The 16076-nt window shown below is 69.2% G+C and carries 15 protein-coding genes and 1 tRNA gene; 13 read left to right on the top strand and 3 right to left on the bottom strand.

All coding sequences use genetic code 11. The features are described from left to right. Positions 1–10: 10 nt before the first annotated feature. Both dapA and JI752_RS02045 read left to right on the top strand, forming a co-directional pair. Positions 11–916, top strand: coding sequence for a 4-hydroxy-tetrahydrodipicolinate synthase (dapA, locus tag JI752_RS02050; protein WP_216958470.1), 906 nt, complete (start codon positions 11–13; stop codon positions 914–916). Between the two features lie 19 nt (positions 917–935). After that, positions 936–1436, top strand: coding sequence for a hypothetical protein (locus JI752_RS02045; protein ID WP_216958468.1), 501 nt, complete (start codon positions 936–938; stop codon positions 1434–1436). A gap of 107 nt (positions 1437–1543) precedes the next feature. Here JI752_RS02045 and fdxA read toward each other — a convergent pair whose 3' ends face one another. Both fdxA and JI752_RS02035 read right to left on the bottom strand, forming a co-directional pair. Beyond that, complete coding sequence (gene fdxA / locus JI752_RS02040; protein ID WP_115840725.1) at positions 1544–1867, bottom strand: ferredoxin FdxA; 324 nt, start codon at positions 1865–1867, stop codon at positions 1544–1546. 147 nt (positions 1868–2014) lie between these two features. After that, positions 2015–2090 (bottom strand) — tRNA-Glu (locus tag JI752_RS02035). 115 nt (positions 2091–2205) lie between these two features. Here JI752_RS02035 and pcnB point away from each other — a divergent pair. The 6 genes from pcnB (at position 2206) to pgi (ending at position 7901) form a co-directional block, all read left to right on the top strand. Then, a complete protein-coding gene (gene pcnB, locus JI752_RS02030) occupies positions 2206–3534 on the top strand; it encodes a polynucleotide adenylyltransferase PcnB (protein WP_216958467.1) in 1329 nt (442 codons plus the stop codon). After that, complete coding sequence (gene folK, locus JI752_RS02025; protein ID WP_216958465.1) at positions 3531–4064, top strand: 2-amino-4-hydroxy-6-hydroxymethyldihydropteridine diphosphokinase; 534 nt, start codon at positions 3531–3533, stop codon at positions 4062–4064. The genes pcnB and folK overlap by 4 nt, the downstream gene beginning before the upstream one ends. Before the next feature lie 30 nt (positions 4065–4094). Then, entirely contained in the window at positions 4095–4913 is an 819-nt protein-coding gene (panB, locus tag JI752_RS02020) for a 3-methyl-2-oxobutanoate hydroxymethyltransferase (RefSeq protein WP_216958461.1), read from the top strand. Positions 4914–5005: 92 nt separating this feature from the next. Beyond that, complete coding sequence (panC, locus tag JI752_RS02015; RefSeq protein ID WP_216958460.1) at positions 5006–5854, top strand: pantoate--beta-alanine ligase; 849 nt, start codon at positions 5006–5008, stop codon at positions 5852–5854. A gap of 141 nt (positions 5855–5995) precedes the next feature. Beyond that, complete coding sequence (gene panD, locus JI752_RS02010; protein WP_216958458.1) at positions 5996–6376, top strand: aspartate 1-decarboxylase; 381 nt, start codon at positions 5996–5998, stop codon at positions 6374–6376. Next, positions 6264–7901: a glucose-6-phosphate isomerase gene (gene pgi, locus JI752_RS02005; protein WP_345777311.1), complete on the top strand. Its 1638-nt coding sequence runs from the start codon at positions 6264–6266 to the stop codon at positions 7899–7901. The genes panD and pgi overlap by 113 nt, the downstream gene beginning before the upstream one ends. Positions 7902–8297: 396 nt before the next feature. Here the strand turns inward: pgi and queG are convergent, their stop codons facing one another. Continuing rightward, positions 8298–9329, bottom strand: a complete 1032-nt coding sequence (gene queG / locus JI752_RS02000) for a tRNA epoxyqueuosine(34) reductase QueG (protein ID WP_216961736.1) — start codon at positions 9327–9329, stop codon at positions 8298–8300. 82 nt (positions 9330–9411) lie between these two features. Between queG and JI752_RS01995 the strand changes: the two genes are divergently transcribed. The 5 genes from JI752_RS01995 (at position 9412) to JI752_RS01975 (ending at position 16071) form a co-directional block, all read left to right on the top strand. Next, positions 9412–10929: an NAD(P)H-hydrate dehydratase gene (locus tag JI752_RS01995; RefSeq protein WP_216958454.1), complete on the top strand. Its 1518-nt coding sequence runs from the start codon at positions 9412–9414 to the stop codon at positions 10927–10929. Next, positions 10926–11402 carry a tRNA (adenosine(37)-N6)-threonylcarbamoyltransferase complex ATPase subunit type 1 TsaE gene (gene tsaE, locus JI752_RS01990; RefSeq protein ID WP_216958452.1) on the top strand — a complete coding sequence of 159 codons (477 nt, stop codon included), beginning with the start codon at positions 10926–10928 and terminating at the stop codon, positions 11400–11402. Before JI752_RS01995 ends, tsaE begins: the two co-directional genes overlap by 4 nt. 87 nt (positions 11403–11489) lie before the next feature. After that, positions 11490–13115 (top strand): N-acetylmuramoyl-L-alanine amidase, encoded by a 1626-nt coding sequence (locus JI752_RS01985; protein WP_216958450.1) that lies wholly within the window; start codon positions 11490–11492, stop codon positions 13113–13115. A gap of 133 nt (positions 13116–13248) precedes the next feature. After that, the gene (gene mutL, locus JI752_RS01980) at positions 13249–15111 is read left to right on the top strand and encodes a DNA mismatch repair endonuclease MutL (protein WP_216958447.1); all 1863 of its coding nucleotides are present in this window, start codon (positions 13249–13251) and stop codon (positions 15109–15111) included. After that, the gene (locus JI752_RS01975) at positions 15112–16071 is read left to right on the top strand and encodes a DUF1684 domain-containing protein (RefSeq protein WP_216958445.1); all 960 of its coding nucleotides are present in this window, start codon (positions 15112–15114) and stop codon (positions 16069–16071) included. Positions 16072–16076 lie beyond the last annotated feature (5 nt).

Below are 16076 nucleotides of genomic sequence, written 5' to 3'. Positions count from 1 at the left end.
CCTGAAGACCTTGCGACTTACCGGCAGCATCACCGCGCTGGCGACGCCTTTCACCGCGTCCGGCGAACTCGACCTCGACGCCTGGAACCGACTGCTCGACGAGCAACTGGAGTCGGGCACGCAGGGCCTCGTGGTGGCCGGATCGACCGGCGAGGCGGCGGCCTTGTTCGACGCCGAATACGACACGCTGCTGCGCACGGCGGTGGAACGGGTGGCCGGCCGCGTGCCGGTGCTGGCCGGCACCGGCCTGTCGAACACCGCCAAGACCATCGAACTGACCCGCCGCGTTGCGCGCCTGGGCGCCGACGCCGCGCTGGTCGTGACGCCGCCCTATGTGCGCCCGACCCAGGCCGGCCTGATCGCGCACTACCGCGCCATCGCCGACGACGGCGCACTGCCGCTCGTGCTCTACAACGTGCCCGGTCGCACCGGCGGCGACCTGCTGCCGGAAACCGTGGCCGAACTCGCGCCGCATCCGCGCATCGTCGGCATCAAGGAAGCGCGCAGCGAACCCGACCGCATGGCCGCGCTGCTGGCGCTCAAGGACAACGGCTTCGCCGTGCTCAGCGGCGATGATCCGACGGCGTGCCGTGCGATGTTCGCCGGCGCCGACGGTGTGATCTCGGTCGCGTCCAACGTCGTGCCGCGCGCGTTTCGTCGCCTGGCCGACCTGTCCCGCGCCGGCAAGCGCGACGCGGCGCTGGCGCTCGATGCGCGTCTGCAACCGGCCTACGATTTCCTCGGCGTCGAGCCCAACCCGATCCCGGTCAAGGCACTGCTGGCGGGAAGGGGCATCGGCCACGGGCTGCGTCTGCCGCTGCTGTCGCTCTCGGCCGCACACACGGACACCGCGACGGCGATCGCCGCGCTGGTGGCCGAACTCGAACTGGAATGCCGCGAATCGCTCGTGGCCTGAACCTCTGCAGGAGACTTACATGCGTCCCAATGTTTCGATGACCCGTGCCGCCGTGGCCGGCCTGTTGCTGGCCGGAATCGTGGTCGGCTCAGGTTGCAGCTGGTTCCGCAAGGGCAGCGACCTCTACGCCCAGAGCCCGGAAACGCGTCCGCTGGAAGTCCCGCCGGACCTGGACCAGCCGCGCACCGACACTGCGGTGAACGTACCGTCCGCAGCCGCCGCCAAGGCGATCAGCACCGGCCAGGCCTCCGGCGGCTTCACGCTGCCGATCGCCCGCGAAGAGGCCTACGCCAAGGTCGGCGAGGCGCTGGCGGCGGTGGAGGGCGTCAACATCACCAGCCGCGCCGAAGCGCTGGGCGTCTACGACGTGGGCTACGAGGGCAGCAACTTCCTGGTGCGCGTGGCCGGTGCAGGTGCGGGCTCCTACGTTTCGGCCGTCGACCCGCGCGGCCTGCCGGCCACCGGCGATGCGCCGAAGAAGCTGGTCGACACGCTGCGCACGGCGCTGGGCGCGCAGTAAGCGTCGACACCGCGGCAGCACAAAAAACGGGCGCCGTGGGCGCCCGTTTTTTTGTGCGTCAGCCAGACAGCATCCGCGCGGCTCAACCGCTCTCGCGGGAAACGGGCTCAGCGCTCCAGCAGATCCAGCTTCCCCGGCTTGCCTTCCCACTCCTTCGCGTCCGGCAGCGGGTCCTTGCGCGTGGTGATCACCGGCCAGGCCTTCGACAGCTCGGCGTTGAGCGCGACATAGCCTTCCTGGCCGGCCGGCACGTCGTCCTCGGGGTAGATGGCATTGATCGGGCACTCCGGTTCGCACAGCGTGCAGTCGATGCACTCGTCCGGATCGATCACCAGGAAATTCGGGCCCTCGTGGAAGCAGTCGACCGGGCACACCTCCACGCAGTCGGTGTACTTGCACTTGATGCAGTTCTCGGTGACGACGAAGGGCATGGCGGGAATTTCCGTGGGAAAGGCGCGCGTGAGCAGTGGCGCGGGAGGTAGTTTAACGATTCGCCGCCGCAGGTCCCAATCCGGGGTTTGGCTGATCGGCGGGGCCGCAACGAAAAAGCCCGCGCATCGCTGCGCGGGCTTCGGAATTGGTACTCCCAACGGGATTCGAACCCGTGTTACTGCCTTGAGAGGGCGGTGTCCTAGGCCTCTAGACGATGGGAGCGGATGGAGCGGTGAACCCCGCGGAGGCTCTCAACACAACGCGGCTTGCTAGTATATGCGCCGCCGTAGCCCCAGGCAACGACCATCTTTCAAAGGACCCGCGGCAAGCCCGCCTGATGCAAGCCAACATCCAAACCCATCTGCAGATCATCCCGCGCGACCAGCACAACGTCTCGCGGCGTGACATCAGTCCCAACGCCCTGCGCGTGCTCTACCGGCTGCGGGAGGGCGGTTTCGACGCCTATCTGGTGGGCGGCGCGGTGCGCGACCTTCTCATCGGCGGCCACCCCAAGGACTTCGACGTCGCCACCAACGCGACGCCGGAAGAGGTCAAGGGGCTGTTCCGCAACTGCCGCCTAATCGGCCGCCGCTTCCGCCTGGCGCATGTGGTTTACGGCCGCGAGATCATCGAGGTCGCGACCTTCCGCGCCAACAGCGACGACGGCAGCGGCGACCGCGAGTTGCACGAGGGCGGCCGCGTCCTGCGCGACAACGTGTACGGCACGATCGAGGACGACGCGGTCCGTCGCGACTTCACCGCCAATGCGCTGTATTACGCGATCGAGGACTTCTCGGTGCGCGACTACACCGGCGGCTACCAGGACGTGCGCGACCGCCTGATGCGGCTGATCGGCGATCCGCATACGCGCTACCGCGAAGATCCGGTGCGCATGCTGCGCGCGGTGCGCCTGGCGGCGAAGCTCGACTTCGAGATCGAAGCAGCCACCGCGGTGCCGATCCCGGAGCTCGCGCCGTTGCTGCGCGAAGCAGCGCCGGCGCGCCTGTTCGAGGAGTGCCTGAAGCTGTTCCTGTCCGGCCACGCGGTGAAGAGCTTCATCGGCCTGGAACGCCATGGCCTGTTGCCCGCACTGCTGCCCGAGACCGCGGCCGCGCTGAAGTCCAACCGCACCGGTGCGCTGCGTCGCATGCTGCTGGAAGGCCTGAGCGGCACGGACGCGCGCGTCGCCAATGACGAGCCGGTATCGCCTGCGTTCCTGTTCGCGCTGCTGCTGTGGCCGGCGTACTGCCGTGCCCTGGCGCAGCTGCAGGCGCAGGGTGTGCACGCGGCCGAAGCGCAGCGTCGCGCTGCCGATCGCGTGACCGTGCACCAGTTGGAGACGATCGCGCTGCCGCGCCGTTTCTCGCTGCCGATGCAGGAGATCTGGCTGCTGCAGTCGCGCTTCTCGCAGCGCCAGCGCAAGCGGGTGTTCCGACTGCTTTCGCATCCGCGCTTCCGGGCAGCGTTCGACTTCCTCAACCTGCGCCTGGCCGCGTCCGACGAACACGCCGACGACGTGGCGTTCTGGCGCGAAGCGCAGCTTCATCCGGGTGAGGCGCTGGCCGTGGAGGCGCACGCGCATCACGAGGTGGAACCGGGCGAGGAGGGCGATGCACCGCGCAAGCGCCGTCGCCGTCGTCGCAAGCCCGTCAACGGCGGCGAATGAGCGAAACCGACGACCGCCCGGTCGCCTTCATTGGCCTGGGCAGCAACCTGGGCGACAGCATCGCGACGTTGCGGGCTGCGTTGCGCGCGCTGGATGCGCTGCCGGGAACGCAACTGGTGCGCGCCTCCCGGCTGTACCGGACCGCCGCGTGGGGCGTTACCGAGCAGCCGGATTTCATCAACGCGGTGACCATGCTGCGCACATCGCGCGCGCCGCAGCAGCTGCTGGCCGACCTGCTCGACATCGAGCGCCATGCCGGCCGCCATCGCCTCGCCGATGGCAGCGACCGCTGGGGGCCGCGCACGCTGGACCTCGACCTGCTGCTCTACGGCGAACAGCGCATCGACGAGCCGGGCCTGCACGTGCCGCATCCGCGCCTGCACGAGCGCGCCTTCGTGCTGGTGCCGCTTGCGGAAATTTCGCCCGACGCCCGCATTCCCGGCGTTGGAACGGCCGCGCAGGCACTGGCCGGGATGGCACCGGCGCAGGTGCAGGGGGTAACGTATGCGGACCCCCACGATCCCGCCTGAGCCTCCTCGGCCGGCGCCAACTCAGACCCCATGTACAGCGGAACTCCGAACGAGAAGCCCTGGACCGTGCCCGCGCTGGCAGATGCCAAGCGCGACGGCCGCAAGCTGGTGATGCTGACCTGCTACGACGCAGGTTTCGCTCGCACGATGGACAGCGCCGGTGTCGACCTGGTGCTGGTGGGCGATTCGCTCGGCATGGTGGTGCAGGGCCAGGACAGCACGCTGCCCGTGGCCGTGGCCGACATCGCCTATCACACGACGTGCGTCGCGCGCGGCTTGGACAAGGCACTGCTGGTCGCCGACCTGCCGTTCGGTGCGGACGCCACACCGGAACGGGCGCTGGGAGCTTCGATCGCATTCCTCCAGGCCGGCGCGGCGATGGTCAAGCTGGAGGGCGCGGGCCACAAGCTCGAGGTCATCCGCTTTCTGGTCGATCGCGAGATTCCGGTCTGCGCCCACCTCGGCCTGACCCCGCAGTCGGTGCTGCGCCTGGGCGGCTACAAGGTGCAGGGTCGTGACGAACTCGCCGCCCGACGCCTGCGCGAAGACGCTCGCGCCGTGCAGGACGCCGGCGCCAGCCTGCTGGTGCTGGAATGCGTGCCGACGCCGGTCGCCGCCGCGATCACCGCCGACCTGCACATCCCGACCATCGGCATCGGCGCCGGCCCGCAATGCGACGGGCAGGTGCTGGTGCTGCACGACATGCTGGGCGTGCACTCCGGTCACCGCCGCCCGCGCTTCGTGAAGGATTTCCTGGTCGAAGGCGGTTCGGTGGCCGGTGCCTTCGCCGCCTACGCCCAGGCGGTGCGCGACGGTTCCTTCCCGGACGCCGAACACTCCTACGCCTAAGCGCCTGCGGGCCGCTTCCGAGCCCGTGCTCGGTTCGTCCGGCGTATACCTGCCTCCCTCTGCTTTCCGCGTCTGATCCCCACGCTCACACCATGATCGAAACCTTCACCGACCTGGCCCGCCTGCGCGAACGCGTCCGCGGCTGGAAACGCGACGGCCTGCGTGTCGCCTTCGTGCCGACGATGGGCAACCTGCACGACGGGCATTTCTCGCTGGTGAAGCTCGCGCGCGAGCATGCCGATCGGGTGGTCGCCAGTGTCTTCGTCAATCCGACGCAGTTCGGACCGAACGAGGATTTCGCCCAGTACCCGCGCACACCCGACGCCGACGCGCGCGGCCTGGAGGCCGCGGGCTGCGACGCGATGTGGCTGCCCACGGTGGAAGCGATGTACCCCTACGGGGTGGAGGCCACCGTGCGCGTGCAGGTGCCGCAGGTGACGCAGACGCTCGAAGGCGCGCACCGTCCGGGCCACTTCGACGGCGTCGCCACGGTGGTCTCGCGGCTGTTCAACCAGGTGCAGCCGGATGTGGCGGTGTTCGGGCGCAAGGATTACCAGCAGTTGGCCGTGGTGCGCTACATGGTCCGCGACCTGGCGTTCCCCATCGAGATCGTCGGCGCGCAGATCGTCCGCGAGGCCAACGGCCTGGCGATGAGTTCGCGCAACCAGTACCTGTCGGCCGACGAGCGCGCGCAGGCCGCCGGAATCCACCGCTGCCTGTCCGCCATGGCCGACGCCGTGCGGGCCGGGCAGCCGCGCGAAACGGTGGAAGCCGCCGCGCACGGAGGCCTCGTGTCCGAAGGGTTCGTCCCGGATTACGCCGTGGTCCGTCGCCCCGACCTGACCGTGCCCGCCGACGGCGAGGCCGGACCGTGGGTCGCCCTGATCGCCGCCCGCCTGGGCCGTACGCGGCTGATCGACAACCTCGAATTTACCGCCTGAACGCCGCCGCCATGGGCGGGCTTAACCGTTCCATGGCCGTCGACAATGGCGAAGGCGGGGTGATGTTGCACCGCGCCATGCGCTGCTAGACTTTCCCCAATTGCGTCCACACGCCCGCGCCCGCGGTCGGAGCCGAACACCATGCAACTGAACGTCCTCAAGGCCAAGATCCACCGTGCCACGGTGACCCACGCCGAGCTTCACTACGAAGGCTCGTGCGCCATCGACGGCCGCCTGCTCGACATCTCCGGCATCCGCGAGTACGAGCAGATCCACATCTACAACGTGAACAACGGCCACCGTTTCGTCACCTACGCCATCCGCGGCGAAGAGGGCAGCGGCGTGATCTCGGTGAACGGCGCCGCCGCGCACTGCGCGCAGCCGGGCGACCTGGTCATCATCTGCGCCTATGGCGTGTGCGACGAGGCCGAAGCCGCCAAGTACAAGCCCACGCTGGTCTACGTCGACCGCGACAACGCGCTCACGCACACCAACCGGTCCATGCCGGCCCAGGCCGCCTGATCCGGACATGAGTGCCGACGCCCGTCTGAGCCAACTTCGCGCCCAGGCCGGGCGTGCCCTCCAGCAACCGCTGAAGACCCTCATCGCCGACGACTCGGCACGCGCGCAGGATTTCGCCCTGCGCGTCGGCCCGATCTACGCGAATTTCGCGCGCCAGCATTACGACCGCGAAGCACTGCAGGCGCTGTTCGCCCTCGCGCAGTCGGTCGATGCGCCGGCGCGCGTGAAGGCGCTGTTCGACGGCGAGAAGATCAACCTGACCGAAGGCCGCTCGGTGCTGCACACCGCGCTGCGCAGTGATCTGTCCGACGCGCCCGTCGCGAAGGCCGCGCACGCGCAGGCGCTGGACGCGCGCAAGCGCATGCGCACGCTGATCGACGCGCTGGCGGCCACTGACGTCACCGACATCGTCAGCGTCGGCATCGGCGGTTCGGACCTCGGACCGCGCCTGGCGGTCGACGCCCTGAGCGGGCCGGCGCCGGGGCGCTTCCGCGTGCATTTCCTCTCCAACGTCGACGGCCATGCCGCACAGCGCGTGCTCGCCGGACTCGATCCCGCGCGCACTGCCGCGGTGCTGATCTCCAAGACGTTCGGCACGCAGGAGACGCTGCTCAACGGCACGATCCTGCGCGACTGGCTGGGCGGTACCGAGCGCCTGTACGCCGTCTCGGCGAACGTCGAACGCGCCGCGCAGGCGTTCTCGATCCCGCCCGAGCGCATCCTGCCGATGTGGGACTGGGTCGGCGGACGTTATTCGCTATGGTCGGCGGTGGGTTTCCCGATCGCGCTGGCGATCGGCATGGACGCGTTCGAGCAGATGCTGGCGGGCGCGGCCGAGATGGACGCGCACGTCCTGCGCGCGCCATTGGAACGCAACCTCGCCGCGTGGCACGCCTTGACCAGCGTGTGGAACCGAAACGGCCTGGGGTATTCGACGCAGGCGGTGTTGCCGTACGACGAACGCCTGAAGTTGCTGTCGAACTACCTGCAGCAGCTGGTCATGGAAAGCCTGGGCAAGTCGGTGCGCACCGACGGCACGCCGGTCGGCGTCGAAACCGTGCCGGTGTGGTGGGGCGGTGCAGGCACCGACACGCAGCACAGCTTCTTCCAGGCGCTGCACCAGGGCACCTCGATCGTGCCGGCGGACTTCATCGGCGTGGTTCGTGCCGATGCGCCGTATCCGCAGAACCATCGCGCGCTGCACGCCAACCTGCTCGCGCAGACCGAGGCGTTCGCCAACGGCCAGCACAGCGACGACCCGCACCGGAACTACGCCGGTGGGCGGCCGACCACGACGATCCTGCTCGACGCGCTGACGCCGTTCTCTTTCGGCGCGCTGCTCGCGCTGTACGAACACAGCGTCTACCTGCAGTCGCTGGTGTGGGGGATCAATGCGTTCGACCAGTTCGGTGTCGAGCTGGGCAAGCAGGTCGCCAGCCGTCTGTTGCCGGCACTGGAAGGGCAGGCGGGTGCGGATGATCCGGTGACGCGCGAGTTGCTGGGGCGTTTGCGCGGGGACGTGTAGCGTTCGCTGCGCAGCGCTCACGCTGCCGGCCCGCCATCACCGCAACCACCGCAAATACCGTCATCCCGGCGAAGGCCGGGACCCAGGCCCGCAGCGTACGGGCACTCCGTTTGCGGCAAACCGCCTCACCGTCATTCCCGCGAACGCGGGGCTTTTGGGCCGCCGTATGGCGGTACTCTCCAGGGACGTTTCACGCCTTCCCGATTACCTGTGAACATCACCAACAAGATGGATTCCAGCTTCCGCTGGAATGACGTGAGGTGTCAGACAGCGTGACAACCTGGATCCCGGCCTTCGCCGGGATGACAGCAGTTCTGGCACACACTCGACCTTCTGCGAAGGCGGTCCCGTTCCCGCTACCGCATGGCGGCACGCCATCCCGTCGCTGCGTCTTCCTCAGCCAGCCCCATGCCTTCGCAGCGCCCATTCGATGTGCTCGCGCAGGACGGGGCTGGACGTTTCGCGCCTTGCGCGCAGTGCATCGATCACCTCCGGCGTCGATGGCGCATTCCCCAGCGCGACGGCGATGTTGCGCAACCAGCGCTCATGGCCGCTGCGACGAATAGCGGAACCCTCGGTGCGCTGCATGAATTCATCCTCGCTCCACGCGAACAGCTCCACCAGCGTGGCCTTGTCCAGATTGTTTCGGACACGGAAATCGGGTTCGTCCGTGCGTTGCGCGAACTTGTTCCAGGGACAGATCAGCTGGCAATCGTCGCAGCCGAAGATGCGGTTGCCGATCGGGGCGCGCAGTTCTTCCGGAATCGCGCCTTCGTGCTCGATGGTGAGATACGCGATGCAGCGCCGCGCATCCAGTCGGTACGGCGCGACGATCGCCTGCGTCGGGCAGATGTCGATGCAGCGCCGGCAGGTGCCGCAATGCGCGCTGGCGGGCGTGTCGATCGGCAGCGGCAGGTCGACGTAGATCTCGCCCAGGAAGAAAAACGAACCGCCGTCCTTGTCGATCAGGCAGGTGTGCTTGCCGATCCAGCCCAGCCCTGCGTTGCGCGCAAGCGCGCGCTCCAGCACCGGCGCGGAGTCGACGAACACGCGATGGCCGAACGGCCCCACGACGTCGGCGATGCGGTCGGCCAATCGTTGCAGACGCTGGCGCATCAGCTTGTGATAGTCGCGGCCGAGTGCGTAACGCGCCACGTAGCCGCGCTCGCTGTCGTCCAGCGTGGCCCAGGCTTCGTCGCTGTCGCGGCCGTAGTCCAGGCCGACGGAGATCACGCGCACCGTGCCCGGATGCAGTTCGTGCGGGCGCGCGCGCAGTTCGCCGTGGCGCGCCATCCAGTCCATCGAGCCGTACAGCCCCTGCGCAAGCCAGTCGCGCAGGTGGGCCTCGTCCTCGCCAAGCTCGATGCCGGTGATGCCGCAGCGCTGGAAGCCCAACTCGCGCGCGAGTTCGCGCACGCGGTCGGCCAGCGCCTCGAGGTCGGGCGCGGTGGTCGGAGGGAGCGGCGGCGATTCGACGGGTTTCACGGCGCGCCAAGTATAGAATCGCGCGATGGCCCACGCTGCCGCCCCCTTCGTTCATCCGCTCTACGATGCGGCCGCGCTGCGCCAACTCGAGACGCACGCCGCGCAGCGCCTGGGCGACGCCTTCGAGCTGATGCGCCGTGCCGGCCAGGCCGCATGGCGCGATCTGCTCGCGCACTGGCCGCAAACGCAGCGGATCGTGGTGGCCTGCGGGCCGGGCAACAACGGTGGCGATGGCTATGTGTTGGCGCGCCACGCCCATGAATCCGGGCGCAAAGTCCGGGTCGTGCGCCTGCGCGAGCACGCGCCACGCGGCGAACTGGCCCGTCGCGCGGCCGACGACTATGCCGCAGTCGGCGGAGTCGTCATTGACTTCGAACAAGCTCTGCCGCGCGCCGAGGTGATCGTCGATGCCGTGTTCGGCATCGGATTCTCGCGTGCGCCCGACGCGTCGACGCAGGCGCTGATCGCGGCGATCAACGGCGCGCATGCTCCGGTGTTCGCGCTCGATGTGCCCAGTGGCGTGGACTCCGATCGCGGCTGCGTGCCCGGCGACGCCGTGATCGCGACGCGGACGCTCGAATTCATGGCGGGCAAGGCCGGCCTTCGCACCGGCAGCGCGCTCGATCACGCGGGCGCGCTGTCGCTTGCATCCCTCGGCCTGGAAGCCGCGGATTTCGAAGGGATCGCGCACGCCGCCGAGCGCCTGTCCGCGACGGATCTTCCGCGTTGGCTCGCACCGCGTCCGCGCGACACGCACAAGGGGCGCAACGGGCGCGTGCTGTGCATCGGCGGCGACCACGGCAGCGGCGGCGCGATCATGCTGTGCGCGCAAGCAGCGCTGCGCAGTGGCGCGGGGCTGGTGGAAGTCGCCACGCGCGAGCGACACATCGCGCCATTGCTCGCGCGCGTGCCCGAAGCGATGGTGCACGAAGTCGGCGACACCTACGCTTTCCACGCCGCATTGGAGCGCGCCGATGCGATCGCGCTGGGGCCGGGGCTGGGGCGTGACGACTGGGGGCCGCCGCTGTACGAACGCGCGATCGCCAGCGGAAAAGCGCTGCTTCTGGATGCGGATGCGTTGAATCTGCTGGCAACCAAACCCTTCGCATTGCCTGCCGATGCGGTCATCACGCCGCATCCCGGCGAAGCGGCGCGACTGCTCGGCGTGAGTACCGCCGACGTGCAGCGCGATCGCTTCGCCGCCGCACGCGCGTTGTGCGAGCGGTATGCGTGCGTGGTTGTGCTCAAGGGCGCAGGCACCATCGTCATGTCCGCGCACGAAGCGCCGCGCGTGATCGCCGCGGGCAATCCCGGCATGGCGGTGGGCGGCATGGGGGATGTGCTGAGCGGCGTGATCGCGGCCTTGCGTGCGCAAGGCAACGACGCGTTCGATGCGGCCAGTTGCGGTGCCTTGCTGCATTCGGTGGCCGGTGACGCCGCCGCGCATGACGGCGGCGAGCGCGGCTTGCTGCCCAGCGATCTGATGCCGTGGTTGCGTCATTTCGCCAATCAAGAACCGTACGTCCCGGAGCCGATGCGATGACCGAAGTGTGGTTGCCCGATGCCGATGCCACCGACGCGCTCGGTGCGCGTCTGGCGATCACGCGTCCCGCGCAGGCCGTGGTGCATCTGCACGGCGATCTCGGTGCCGGCAAGTCGACGCTTGCGCGCGCACTGCTGCGCGCGCTCGGCGTGCAGGGCGCGATTCGCAGCCCGACCTACACGCTGGTCGAGCGCTATCCGTTGGCCGACGGCGGCGAGGCCTGGCATCTGGACCTGTATCGAATCGCCGATCCGGGCGAGCTGGAATTCCTTGGCCTGGACGGCGCGGAAGTGCGGCTGTGGTTGGTCGAATGGCCGGAGCGGGGCGTCGGCGCGCTGCCGTCGCCGGACCTTACGGTCGAACTGGCGATGCGCGGTCCCGGGCGGGTTGCCCGGCTGCGCGCGGGGTCCGGAACCGGGGAGGCGTGGGTCGGGCGGGTCTCCGTCGGGCACGGAGTTGCGGCCGACTCCTGAACGGGTTTGAAGGAAACGCCAGCAGGTCCCGGATTCGTAAGGAAAAAATGCTTGCAAATTTGATTTGCCGGTGCTTGACTACCGCTCATGCGTGTCAAGGCCGCCACCGTCCAGAAGTGTCTGCTCGGCCTCGCGCTGCTCGCGGCACTCGCCTGGAATCTGGCTCACGCCAGTGAAATCAAAGGCTTGGAGTTGAGCGAAGGCGCCACCGGCACGCGCGCCGAAATCGCGCTCGACCGCGCCGCCGACTTCAAGGTCATCAACCTCAAGGGGCCGGACCGGCTCGTCATCGACCTGCCGGCCTCGGCATTGGCGCGCGGCTTCCGCATGCCGAGCGCTACCGGCGTGGTCAAGGCCGTCCGCACCGGCGAGCCGACGCCGGGCACCGCACGCATCGTGTTCGATCTGGCCCAGCCGGTCGCCGTCCTCAAGCCGCGCATCGAGCAGGGCGGCAACGGACCGCGACTGGTGCTGGAGTGGCCGGGTGATGGCGCCCCCTCTACGGCGGTGGCTGCCGTTGCGCCTGCACCGGCGGCAACTGTTTCCGCGACCGCGCCCACGACTGGCGCCGCTCCGGCAGCGCCTGCCGCAGGCGAGCCAAGCAAATTCGATCCGGCCGCATCCTCGGCCGCGACCACCCGTCTGATCACCGAGATCGTTGCCCGCAACGATGGCGGTACGTCGGCTCCATCCACCGTGGCGACCACCGCAGCGCCGCCTTCGGCGATGCCGACGGTCACGCCGGTGGTGCCGTCGGCGGCGATACCGCAGGCGTCCGCGGGGTCGGCGACCGCCAATGCGCCCGTCGCCACGACCATCGCGACCGGCGTTCCCACCCGCATCGCCACAGGCGTCCCGACCCCCGTGCCGGGCGCCGCCACGGCCTCCGGCGCCGAGCCCGCGACCACGCAGGCTCCGGTCAAGACCATGAAGGACGTGATGCGCGGCCGCGGCATGCGCCCGCTCGTCATCGCCATCGACGCCGGTCATGGCGGCCAGGACCCCGGTGCACTCGGGCCGTCGGGCAAGCGCGAGAAGGACGTGACCCTGGCAATCGCCCGCGAACTCGCACGCCAGATCAATGGCACGCCGGGCCTGAAGGCCTACCTGACGCGCGATACCGACGTGTTCATCCCGCTGCCGCGTCGTGCCCAGTTGGCGCGCCAGGCCAAGGCGGACATGTTCATCTCGATCCACGCCGACGCGGCCGAGAACCGCTCCGCCAAGGGCTCGTCCGTCTACGTGCTCTCGTTGAAGGGCGCGTCGTCGCAGCGTGCGCGTTGGCTGGCCGACAAGGAAAACGCCTCCGACCTCATTGGTGGCGTGCGCCTGGAGCAGACCAACAACACGCTGGCCTCCGTGCTGCTCGATCTCACCCAGAGCGGCCACATGAAGGCGTCCGAAGACGCCGCCGGGCACGTTCTGGATGGCCTCAAGCGCGTGGGTTCCAACCACAAGCCGAACATCGAGCGCGCGAACTTCGCCGTGCTGCGCACCTCCGACATGCCGGCGATGCTGGTCGAAACGGCCTTCATCTCCAACCCGGACGAGGAGCGCCGTCTCATCGACCCCACGCACCAGCGCAACCTGGCGCGCGCGGTGCTGGACGGCGTCAACACCTACTTCACCCGCCAGCCGCCGCCGGGAACGCTCTACGCGGCGCGCGCCGACGCGCAGTACGCCACGAGCGAAGCGAACGGCGGCAGTCTCTGAACCATTGCCCCTCGTACACGCCAACGCCCGGGATTCCCGGGCGTTTTTGTTTGTCCGGGCCGGGTCCGCGGGCATTGCGTCGGCTATCATTCCTGTCGATTCCCTCGACGATGCCGGAGCGCATCGCCACACCGTGACGATCCGTCAGCTCCCCGACACCCTCATCAACCAGATCGCGGCCGGCGAGGTCATCGAGCGCCCGGCGTCGGTGGTCAAGGAACTCGTCGAGAACGCGCTCGACGCGGGCGCGCGTCGCATCGACATCGACCTGGAAGAAGGCGGCGTCCGCCTGATCCGCATCCGCGACGACGGCAAGGGCATCGAGCCCGGCGAGCTGCCGCTGGCGGTGTCGCGCCATGCCACCAGCAAGATCGCCTCGCTCGACGATCTGGAAGGCGTGGCCACGCTCGGCTTCCGCGGCGAAGCGCTGCCGTCCATCGCCTCGGTCAGCCGGTTCGCGCTGACGTCCCGCCGCGACGGCAGCGACCGCGCCGCGACGCTGGAAGTCGACGGCGGTCGCGTCGGTGAGATCACGCCCAAGCCGCATCCGCAGGGGACGACGGTCGAGGTGCGCGACCTGTTCTTCAACGTACCGGCGCGGCGCAAGTTCCTGAAGGCCGAGCGCACCGAGCTGGGCCACATCGAGGAATGGCTGCGCCAGCTGGCGCTGGCCCGTCCGGACGTCGAGCTGCGTGTCTCGCACAACGGCAAGCCGTCGCGGCGCTGGAAAGGCGAGGGCGACCTGCTTTCCGAAGTGCGCCTGCACGAAGCACTGGGCGAGGAGTTCGCGCGCAACGCGCTGCGCGTCGACCACGCCGGTGCGGGGCATGCGATGGGCTCCGGACAGGGCCTGCGCCTGCACGGCTGGATCGCACAGCCCGCGTACAACCGCGCCAGCGCGGACCAGCAGTACCTCTATGTCAACGGCCGCGCGGTGCGCGACCGCAGCATCGCGCATGCGATCAAGCAGGCGTACGCCGACGTGCTCTTCCACGGACGGCAGCCGGCTTACGTGCTGTTCCTGGAACTCGATCCGCGCCGCGTCGACGTCAACGTGCATCCGGCCAAGCACGAAGTGCGTTTCCGCGATGCGCGCCTGATCCACGATTTCGTCTACCGCACGCTGCAGGACGCGCTGGCGGAAACGCGCGCCGGCACCGTGGCGGGTGTCGCCGGCGTGCCCGCGAACGATGGGCCCGGCGCGCCGTCCGCTTACTCCGCCGGATACGGTGCGTCCTCGCCGTCGTACAGCTACCTCGAACGCGCGTCCCAGGCACCGTTGCCGATGCAGGTTGCGGATACGCGCGCCGGCTACGCGGCCCTGTACGGCGGTGGAAATGCCGCGACCGCCGCGCCGTCGTTCGCGCAGACCGCACAGCCCGCCACGCTGCCACGCACCGAAGACGCCACGCTGCCGCCGCTGGGTTACGCCATCGCGCAGCTGCACGGCATCTACATCCTCGCCGAGAGCGCCGAGGGGCTGATCGTCGTCGACATGCACGCCGCGCACGAGCGCATCGGCTACGAGAAACTCAAGACCGCACACGACGGCGAAGGCCTGCGCACGCAGCCGCTGCTGGTGCCGGCGACGCTGGCGGTGTCCGAGCGCGAGGCCGAAGTGGCCGAGCGCGAAGCGCAGACGCTGGCCGAACTCGGTTTCGAAGTGACGCGCAGCGGCCCGCAGTCGCTGACGTTGCGCTCGGTGCCCGCGCTGCTCGCCCATGGCGATGTCGAAGCGTTGCTGCGCGACGTGCTCGCCGACCTGCGCGAACACGGCGAATCGCGCCGCGTCGGCGCCGCGCGCGACGAACTGCTGGCGACCATGGCCTGCCACGGCGCCGTGCGCGCCAACCGGCGTCTCACTCTGCCCGAGATGAACGCCCTGCTGCGCGAGATGGAAATCACCGAACGCTCCGGCCAGTGCAATCATGGCCGTCCCACCTGGGCACGCTTCACGCTGCCCGACATCGACCGTTGGTTCCTGCGAGGACGTTGAATGAGTGCAGTGGCGAAGGGGAAGCTCGTCTCGAGGATGTTCGCAGTGATGATGATCGGCACGCTCGCGGCCTGCGGGTCGCAGAAGGACGACGCCGCGACGGCGGAACAGGCCAAGGCGGCGCAGGCCTCGTTCCAGAACGAGCTGGACATGGTGCGGCAGCAGCGCGTCGTCGACCTCACGCGCGCCGACGGCTGGACCAGCCTCATCGGCCTGCACTGGATCGAGCCGGGCGCGCACTACATCGGTTCCTCGGCCGGTAACGGCATCAAGCTGTCGATGGGGCCGTCGCACTTCGGCATGATCGATCTGCAGAACAACACCCTGCGCTTCGTGCCCGAGAAGGGCGCGGCGATGACGCTCGACGGCCAGCCGCTCACCGGCGCCACCGTCCTGCGCGCCGACGACGCGCCCACCGGTCCCAGCGTGATCGCCTTCGATGAGGGCAAGGGTATGGCGACGGTGATCAAGCGCGGCGATCGCTACCTGCTGCGCGTGAAGCACGCCGATGCCGCCACCCGCACCGGCTTCCGCGGCCTGGAGTACTGGCCGACCAGCCGCGACTGGCGCGTGGAAGGCCGCTTCGTTCCGCACCCGGCGGGCAAGACGCTGGAGATCGCCAACATCATCGGCACCACCGATGCGGTGCCTAATCCGGGCGCGATCGAGTTCGAACGCGACGGCAAGACCTACCGCATCGAAGCGCTGGACGAGGGCGAGGAAACGCTGTTCCTGGTCTTCGCCGATCGCACCAGCGGGCACGGCAGCTATCCGGCCGGCCGCTTCCTCGATGTCGCCAAGCCCGGCATCGGCGGCAAGGTGGTGCTGGATTTCAATCAGGCGCGCAACCCGCCGTGCGCGTTCACCGCCTTCGCGACCTGCCCGTTGCCGCCGCCGGAAAACCGCCTGGATGTCGCGATCCAGGCCGGCGAGAAGACCTACACCCATTCCGCTCCGTGATACCA

Origin of the sequence: Lysobacter sp. MMG2, from assembly GCF_016735495.2 — a bacterium.
Lineage (GTDB): Bacteria > Pseudomonadota > Gammaproteobacteria > Xanthomonadales > Xanthomonadaceae > Lysobacter_J.
This window is presented reverse-complemented; position numbering and strand designations above follow the sequence as displayed.